This is a genomic window from Streptomyces sp. S6, assembly GCF_054880855.1.
Window position 1 is genome coordinate 20,548 of record NZ_JBTYMC010000060.1, and the last position, 8,629, is coordinate 29,176.

Annotated in this window: 7 protein-coding genes; 2 read left to right on the top strand and 5 right to left on the bottom strand. The window is 73.4% G+C overall.

Going from position 1 to position 8,629, the window contains the following annotated elements; translation table 11 throughout:
* Positions 1-2 precede the first annotated feature (2 nt).
* The 3 genes from ACVNF4_RS11455 to ACVNF4_RS11465 all read right to left on the bottom strand — a co-directional run bounded on the left by ACVNF4_RS11455 (position 3) and on the right by ACVNF4_RS11465 (position 3,392).
* Positions 3-1,205: a lactonase family protein gene (locus ACVNF4_RS11455; RefSeq protein ID WP_461802631.1), complete on the bottom strand. Its 1,203-nt coding sequence runs from the start codon at positions 1,203-1,205 to the stop codon at positions 3-5.
* Between the two features lie 324 nt (positions 1,206-1,529).
* Positions 1,530-2,555 carry a hypothetical protein gene (locus ACVNF4_RS11460; protein WP_461802632.1) on the bottom strand — a complete coding sequence of 342 codons (1,026 nt, stop codon included), beginning with the start codon at positions 2,553-2,555 and terminating at the stop codon, positions 1,530-1,532.
* A 342-nt stretch (positions 2,556-2,897) separates the two neighbouring features.
* Positions 2,898-3,392, bottom strand: coding sequence for an FBP domain-containing protein (locus ACVNF4_RS11465; RefSeq protein WP_461802633.1), 495 nt, complete (start codon positions 3,390-3,392; stop codon positions 2,898-2,900).
* Positions 3,393-3,482: 90 nt separating this feature from the next.
* Between ACVNF4_RS11465 and ACVNF4_RS11470 the strand changes: the two genes are divergently transcribed.
* Complete coding sequence (locus tag ACVNF4_RS11470) at positions 3,483-4,412, top strand: DUF3626 domain-containing protein (RefSeq protein WP_461802638.1); 930 nt, start codon at positions 3,483-3,485, stop codon at positions 4,410-4,412.
* Positions 4,413-4,518: 106 nt separating this feature from the next.
* Here the strand turns inward: ACVNF4_RS11470 and ACVNF4_RS11475 are convergent, their stop codons facing one another.
* Positions 4,519-5,151 (bottom strand): PAS domain-containing protein, encoded by a 633-nt coding sequence (locus ACVNF4_RS11475; RefSeq protein ID WP_461802634.1) that lies wholly within the window; start codon positions 5,149-5,151, stop codon positions 4,519-4,521.
* 38 nt (positions 5,152-5,189) lie between these two features.
* Positions 5,190-5,777 carry an HD domain-containing protein gene (locus ACVNF4_RS11480; RefSeq protein WP_461802635.1) on the bottom strand — a complete coding sequence of 196 codons (588 nt, stop codon included), beginning with the start codon at positions 5,775-5,777 and terminating at the stop codon, positions 5,190-5,192.
* Between the two features lie 156 nt (positions 5,778-5,933).
* Here ACVNF4_RS11480 and ACVNF4_RS11485 point away from each other — a divergent pair.
* Positions 5,934-8,629, top strand: a 2,696-nt coding sequence (locus tag ACVNF4_RS11485) for a cytochrome P450 (protein ID WP_461802636.1), incomplete at its 3' end; no start/stop codon positions are given.

The window sequence follows — 8,629 nt, forward strand, 5'->3', positions numbered from 1 at the left end:
TGTCAGAGGGGCAGCGCGCAGACCGCCATCGGTGAGACGAACGGTTCGCCGGCCGCGCTGAGGGTGCCGTTCGCCGGGTCCACGTGGAAGACGGTGACCGTGCCCGAGCGCTGGTTCGAGGCGAACAGGAGACGGCCGTCGGGGGAGAGGGAGACGTGGCGGGGGAAGTCGCCGCCCACCGCGACCGTGCCGAGCAGCCGCAGGCGGGCGCCGTCCGCCTCCACGCCGTACCTGGCCAGCGTGTCGTCACCCCGGTTGGCGAGGAACGCGTACGCGCCGTCCGGCGTCACCACCAGCTGCGCCGGGTAGTTGGGGTTCTTGCGCGAGCCCGTCGGCTGCGGGTCCCCGATCGCCAGCCGGCCCGACGACGCGTCGTACGCGCACACCGTGACCGTGTCGTCCACCTCGTTCGCCAGGTACGCGTGCCGGCCACCGGGGTGGAAGACGAGATGCCGGGGGCCCGCGCCCTTGCGTGCGTGCGCCCGTGAGACCTCGGTGAGGGTGCCCGCGCTGTCGTCGAGGCGGTAGCTGTAGACCGTGTCGGTGCCCAGGTCCACCGCCAGTACGTGACGTCCGTCCGGGGCGGTCACCGTCTGGTGCGCGTGCGGGCCCTCCTGGCCGGGGGCCGGGGCGGGGGAGTCGTGCGTGACCGACTGGGTGCGCTCGCCGAGTTCGCCGCCGGCGCCGATGGGGTGCACCGCGACGCTCCCCGAACCGTAGTCCGCGCTCAGCAGCCAACGGCCGTTCGGGTGCACCGACACGTGACACGGATACTGGCCGCCTGTTCCCCGGCTCCCGAGCACCTCGCCGTCGGCGATCCGCACCGCGCTCACCGCGCCCCGCTCCCGCTCGTTCACCGTGTACAGGGTCCGGCCGTCCGGGTGCATGGCGAGGAACGAGGGGTCGGGGACGCCCGTCACCACTCCGGTCGGCGTGATCTCGCCGGTGGTGGGGTGGTAGGTGGCGACCCTGATGCCTTTGCCGCCGCCGTCGCGGGAGGTGTAGGTGCCTATGTAGAGGGGGCGGGGGGTGGTGGGGACGGGGGGTGCGCTCGGGGGTGGGCTGGAAGCCTTGTGCGCACTCGTCGGCCGTTGATCGCCGCCGCCCACAGCCTCCCGCGCCTCACCGGAACACCCCACGACACCGCCTCCGGCCACCGCCCCCAGCACCCCGCCGAACCTCCGCCTGCTCCACCCGCCACTCATCCCCACACCTCACGTCCTCGCCACCGGTACCGTCCGCCACCATGACCCGACAGGGGGGCGGGATGCAAAACGGGAGGGGGTGGGGAGGGGCGGAGAGGGCCGGGCTGGAGTCGCCCCGGCGCCCGGGTTCCCGCCGCTCTCCTCGGCGCCTCGGCGTCGCTCCCTCGCTCGGGTTCCCGCCGCTCTCCTCGGCGCTCCGGACCCGCTCGCCGCCCGGCTGCGCGCTCCTCCTCGGCGCCCCGGAGTCGCCCTGTCGCCCGGCTGCCCCCGGCACCTCGTTGCCCGGGAATCGCCCCGCCGGCCACTCCCCTCGCCGCCTCGGCCTCACCACTCCCCGTCCTCCACCGCCTTCCCCCGGCCGTCCTTGAGCGGCTTGACCTGCCCCGCCCCCGGCTCCTCCCAGGCGTCGAGGTCGTCCCCGATCCAGTCGCCCACCGGCTTCACCGTGCCGAGGGTGCCGGTCGGGGGGAGGTCCTGGGCGGAGTCGTCGTAGTAGTCGAACCAGGGGAGGCCGGCTTGGGTGTAGGCGGCGCGGTCGACCGGGGAGGGCGGGGGGTTCTCGCCGGTGATGCGGTGCCATTCGGGAGGGGTGACGAGGTGGACGAAGAGGCGGGCGGCCGGGGTGGGGGACCAGTCCGTCAGGGGGCGGTCGTCCTGGTAGACCTCCTGCCGCATGGAGCCTCCGACGCCGAGCCCCATCGCGGCCGCGGCGCGAGCGCGGGGCGCGGCTGCGGGCATCGAGAGCATGGGGCCCGCCGTGGAGTCTTCCGCGAGGGCGCCGTAAGGGCCCAGCCGCTGCTCGTGCCGGCGCTGCGCCGCGCGCCACACGCGGAGCTTCTCCTCGGTCAGGGAGAAGGACTGGAGCTGGACGCCGCCCCAGGTCTCCTCGCCGGTGACCTGGCCCTCGACCGTCGCCCCGAGCCCCAGCGGCACGGCGACGAACTGCCGGACGGTCCCCTTCCCGGAGTTGATGCCGTCGAGCCAGGGCTGACGGGGGAGGACGACGTAGTTCTGAGGGTCCCGGGAGAGCCGGTCGCTCCACCGCTCGCCCGACACCGCGCAGACCTTCCCCACCCCCACCTGGAGCGCGCCGGGCTCCCGGGTACCTGTGAAGTTCAGCCACATCGCCTCGCGGAGGTACATCGGCAGCATGACCCCGCCGCGCGCGAGCCAGTGCGCCGGAGCCGTCTGCGGATAGTCGGTGATCCGCCGCACCGGGAAATCCCCGAGCCCGGGAGGCAGCGGATGCGTCCCCGTCTCGGGCAGCCGCAGCGTCCGCATGAACCGCACGGTCACCCCACCGGGCATCCGCACCGCGTCCCCGTCGATCCGCACTGTCGTCTCCGCCATGACTCCCGCTCCCTCCGCCGCCGCTCTGCCCGCCGTTGCCCGATGAACGCCCGGCCCTCCCCCTCCGGTTCCCCACCTTCACTCGATCACCCGTTCGGGTCAAGCGGAGGTCGCGGGTGTCGCCGCCGGGTTCGGGGGTGCGGACTGGGCAGGGGCAGGGGCAGGGGCAGGGGCAGGGGCAGGGGTGGCTGTGGCTCCCTGGAGCACCGGCCGACGCGGCAGACCGGCGCGTACATCGAGGAGTACCTCGCCACGCGCGCCCGCGCGCACGACGTGCTGATCCACCTCCACGAGGTGACGGCCGCCGAACTGCGTGACCGGTGACTCGCGGCGGCCGGTGGCTCAGGCGGAGAGCTTGTCCAGGAAGGCCGCCAGCAGCCCCGTCGTCCGGGTGATCTGCTCCTCCACGGTCAGGCTCTCCTCGAACCTGCTGCCCGAGTCGGGGACCTTGCGGCCCCGGACGTACAGGGAACAGGCCAGGTCCGTGCACATGTACACGCCGATCGAGTTGCCGTCCCGGCCCGCCGCGCCGGCCTTCCGCGCGGTCATCAGGGAGACGCCGCCGCCCCGGTGCGTCGTCAGGCAGAGGGAGCACATGCTGCGGTGCAGGAAGTTCCGCTGGGACGACGGGAAGCGCAGGGTGATGCCGACGAGCCGGCCCGCGTGCTCGGTGACCAGATAACTGCGGTCGGGCGCTCCGGGGTCGCGCCAGCCCAGGAAGTCGAGGTCGTCCCAGGGGTGTTCGTCCAGGTCGCGTGGGATCGCAAGCCGCTTGGCCTCACCTTTTGAACAGTTCACGAAGGAGTTGCGGATCTCCTGCTCGGTGAGCGCGCGCATGGATAGCCTCCAGAGAGTTCGGATCTCAAACCTAGGATGCCTAGGTTACGAGCTAGAGTAAGCAGTCCTGGGCTGGAGGAGCCAGTGGATATCCGTGAGCTGTCGTCGCCCCGCGCGCGTGCGGCCGTTTCCCACGTCACCGCCCACGCCTCCGGCCCGGCCGTCCCCGCCGACCTGCGCGTCACCCTCAACTTCCACCCCGACCGAACGACACGCGGCGAACCGATCCTGCGGGCGCTCGCGCGGGACGGCGCCTATCACTCCCAGTTCGTCACCGGCACCAGCAACGGCGGCCTCACCGCACACCTCGGAGGTGACCGCTGGCGCTGGGAGAGCCGCATCTTCGGCGGCGCGTACGACGACGCGGAGCCGCACGAGCGGCCCGTCTACGGCGCCCTGAACTTCCGCCGCCAGGTCGTCGGCGCCGCCCCGCGCTTCGGCTCCTCCCACTTCCGCCTCACCGCCGACGCCCTCACCCGCGCGACGTTCTGCTACCCCGACAGCGCCGCCGAACCCACCCGCTTCGGCGTCGCCGCGGCGTCCTCCCTGATCGCCTTCGCCGAGTCCGACGAGCAGGACGCCCTGAACGACTACATCGAGACCCAGGTGCACGGCGGGGTCGACCTCGCGCGGGACGTCGAAACGGTCGTCCTCGACGCCTGCTATCGCGGGACGGCCGTGGAGACCGACGCCCGGCGCCTCCCGTGCCCCGTCGAATGGCACCCCGGCTACCGCCTCACCGTCGCCGAACTGCACGCCCACGCGGACTACCGGGGCGCCGAGTACGCCGCCCTGGGCGAGGAGATCGCCGAGGACGGCCGTGTCGACCCCCGGGTGATCGGGGACGCGGCGCGCAGCGGCCGGTACGCCCTCCAGGACCTGAAGATGGTGTGGCACACGCTGGCGCGGTTCGGGGCGCCGGAGGGGGCGGGGACGGCGCTGGCGGGGGGCGGCGCGCAGCTTGTCGGGGCGGCCGAGGCGGAAGCGGCCGGGGCTGGTGCGGGAGCGCCGGGAATCTGAAACGGCGCTCCATCTGCGGCCGTTTCCGTTTCAAACCACCTTCTTCGGCCCCTGCCCGCTTCAACTCCCCCGCCCTTGGACACCTCACCCTTCAGCGCCCCGCCCCTCAACACCCCCGCCCCTCCGGCGGCCACACCCCCGCCACCAGCACCCCCTCCGCATACGCCCGAGCCACCAGCTCCGTCCGGTTGGCCGCCCCCCACCGCGCCGACAGCCGCCGCAGGTGATAGCTCACCCCGTCCGACGTGAGCCCCGTCTCCCGGGCCGCCCGCGCCGTGGTCGCGCCCCCGGCGAGCAGGGCGAGGATGCGGGTCTCGACCGGCGTCGTCTCCTGCGAGGGCGCCGGGGCGGACGGTGTCTCGTCGCCGAAGACGCGCAGCATGACCAGCAGCGACGGCGTCACGCCGACGTCGTCGCTGACGGGGTCGGCCGTCAGCTCGCCGTGCCGGACCCGCCCGCCGGGCGCGTCCCACCGGACCGACACCTGGTACCGGGACCGGTGGCGCAGCCGCAGCGCCTGGGCGATCCGTTTGACCTGCCCCGCCTCGACGGGCCGGAACAGCTCCAGCACGTCCCGCCCCTTCAGCCGCCCCGGCGTCACACCGCACTCGGCGCCCATCGCCGGATTCGCGAGGAGGACGAAGCCGTGCACGTCGCACACCGCGATCGGGACGAAGAGCCGGTCGAAGAGGTTCAGTGCCCGGTTGCGCCAGACGACAGCGGTCTCGTCCGCCTTCACCTGGTCCCCGCCGCGCGTCGTTCTCGCATGTGACGACCCTATCGGCCGAGGGCGACGGGATGTGCGGCCTGCCAGGCGAGCCTGCGGTCGGCGTCCTCGCCGATGCGGGTGAGGGTCTCGTCCAGCTCCATGAACACCTGCCAGAGGGGACGGCGGCAGGCCCGGGAGAGCTCGGCGACGACGAGGTCCTCCAGGTCGGGTACGCGCTTGTTCTTCCAGATCTTGTCGGCGAGGCTGACGAGAAGGTCCTCGACACCGGCCTCCGGCGACTGCCAGGACGCGTGCGTCGCGGCGAACCGGGCCAGTCCGGCGGGGACTTGACGCGCGAGCAGCAACTCCCGCCCCGCCTCCTCGTGTCGGGCCCCGGGACCGGAGAGTTCGGCGGGGTGCAGGGCCTTGCCGATGTCGTGCGTGGCGGCCCCGAACAGCACGGCCTCCCGGTCCACGGTGAGCCCGAAGACACCGGCGACGTCGAGGAGTTGGGCCGCGACGTCATGGACCGCACGGAGGTGGGCGACCAGCCGGGGCGGTGCGGACACCTCCTCCAGGAGGGCGACGGCCCGCGCGGGCAGCGGGCGCAGCGGGGGATCGGTGACCTCGTCGAGTGCGATCGCGGAGAGAGGCATCCGGCCAGCGTAGCCATAGGTGCCAACGGCCCTTCACACAAGAGCTCTTGCCCATTCTTGACTGCACGATCGTGTAGTGCCGTCGCCGGGCCGGCCCCCGTCCGTGGACCACGCTGGACGACGTACCAGCCGCCCAGCGAGAGGAAGCCGAGCGCCATGTCCCCCACCGCGCCGCAACCGGAACTCACGTCCGTCCCCGTCGTCGACATCAGCGCCACCGGACCCGGCCGCACACCGATCCAGCAGGTGATGGGCCTCATGCGGGAGCACGGGCCGGTCCTGGTACGGCGGTTGCACGGGCGGGACACCCTCTTCGTCGCGGACCTGGACCTGGTGACCGAACTCGCGGACGAGCGCCGCTTCGCCAAGTACGTCGGCCCGGCCCTGGAGAACGTCCGGGAGCTCACCGCCGACGGCCTGTTCACCGCGTACAACGACGAGCCCAACTGGGCGAAGGCGCACGACATCCTGATGCCCGCGTTCGCGCTCGGCTCGATGCACACCTACCACCCGGTGATGCTGAAGGTGGCCCGCCGCCTCATCGACGCCTGGGACGGCGCGGCCCGCGCCGGGCGGCCGGTGAACGTGCCGGACGACATGACCCGCATGACGCTGGACACCATCGGACTCGCCGGATTCGACTACGACTTCGGCTCCTTCGAACGCCCCGAACCGCACCCCTTCGTCGAGGCGATGGTCCGCGGCCTGGAGTGGAGCATGACCCGCCTCGCCCGCGTCCCCGGCGGCGACTACGCGGCTGCCGACGCCGCGTTCCGCGCCGACGCCGACTACCTCGCGGGCGTCGTGGACGACGTCATCGCCGCCCGCACCGGCACCGACCAGTCGGCCGCCACCGACCTCCTCGGCCTCATGCTCACCGCCACCCACCCGTCCGACGGCGCCACCCTCGACCACGCCAACATCCGCAACCAGGTCATCACGTTCCTCATAGCCGGCCACGAAACCACCTCCGGCGCCATGTCGTTCGCCCTCCACCACCTCACCAAGCACCCCGAGGTCCTGCGCCTGGTCCGCCGCGAGGTCGACGCGCTGTGGGGCGACCGGACGGACCCGGAACCGACGTACGACGAGGTCGGACGGCTCACCTACACACGCCAAGTCCTCAACGAGGCCCTGCGGTTGTGGCCGACGGCCGCCGCGTTCAGCCGGCACGCCCTCCAGGACACGCTGCTCGGCGGCCGGATCCCGCTGCGCGCCGGACAGGGCGTGACCGTCCTCGCGCCGATGCTGCACCGCCAGCCCGTATGGGGCGACAACCCCGACCTGTTCGACCCGGAACGCTTCACCCCCGACGCGGAGGCGGCCCGCTCACCGCACGCCTTCAAGCCGTTCGGGACCGGTGAACGCGCCTGCATCGGACGGCAGTTCGCCCTCCACGAGGCGACGATGCTCCTCGCGATGCTCGTCCACCGCTACCGCCTCCACGACCACGCCGACTACCGGCTCACGGTCAAGGAGACCCTCACCCTCAAGCCGGACGGCTTCACCCTCACCCTCACCCCGCGCACCCCCGCCGACCGGATCCATGCCCCCCTCCCGGGAGTCACGGCCACCGAACCCGCCGACACGGACACCGCGGGCCTCCCCGCCCGCGTCCGCCCCGGCACCGCCGCCCTCTTCCTGCACGGCAGCAACTACGGCACCTGCCGCGACTTCGCGTCCCAACTCGCCGACGCGGCCGGGGACATCGGCTGCGCGACGGAGACGGCACCCCTCGACGCGTACGCGGGAGGCCTGCCCACCGACCGCCCCGTCGTCATCGCCGCCGCCTCCTACAACGGCCGCCCCACCGACGACGCCACCGCCTTCGCCGCCTGGCTGGAGGAGGACCACGACCTCACCGGCGTCACCTACGCCGTTCTCGGCGTCGGCGACCGCAACTGGGCCGCCACCTACCAGCACGTCCCCACCCGCATCGACGACCGCCTCGCCGAACTCGGCGCCACCCGCCTCACCGACCGCACCGCCGCCGACGCCTCCGGCGATCTCACCGGCGCCGTACGGGAGTTCACCACCACCCTGCGCACCGCCCTGCTGACCGCGTACGGCGACCCCGACGCCGCCCCGGCCGACCCGGACACCCTGGAGCACGCCTACACCGTCCGCGTCGTCACCGGCGGCCCCCTCGACGCGCTCGCCGAACGCCACGGCCTGCTCCCGATGACGGTCACCGAGGCCCACGACCTCACCGCACCCGACCATCCGCGCCGCAAGTGCTTCCTGCGCGTCGCCCTCCCCGAGGGCACCACCTACAGCGCCCGCGAGGTCCCCGGCTTCACCGCCCCCCACCCCGCCCTCCCCGAAGCGTCCGCCCCCGTCACTCCCACCCGATGGAGTGACCTCGCGGCGGGAACACCGGCCCTGCCCCCGGCCGTTGAACAGGCAGACACCGCTCGTCCCACGTACGACACCCCGCAACCGGCGGCCAGGACCACCGCCCTCGCCGCCGAGCGCGCCCGGCAGGCGCGGATGGCGGTCGTGGGACCGGTGACGGAGCGCTGGGCCCCCGAACAGGCCGGCCCGGTGCACGAGAACTGGCAGCTGGCCGCCCCCATCGGCCCCGCCACCGACCTGTGGGCGCTCGGCGCGCTCCTCTTCCGGGCCGTCCAGGGCCACGCGCCCTACCCGGAGGACTCGACCGCCGAGCTCGTGCAGATGGTGTGCGGCGAACCCCCGGCGTTCGCCGAGGAGTGCGGACCGCTCAGGCCGGTCGTGGAGTCCCTGCTGCGCCAGGACCCGACCGAGCGGCCCGACTTCGAGGAGCTGCGCGGCTGGCTGCGGTCGCTGGTGCGCTCGGCGCCCGAGGCGGAGGCCGGCGCGTACGTCGTCGC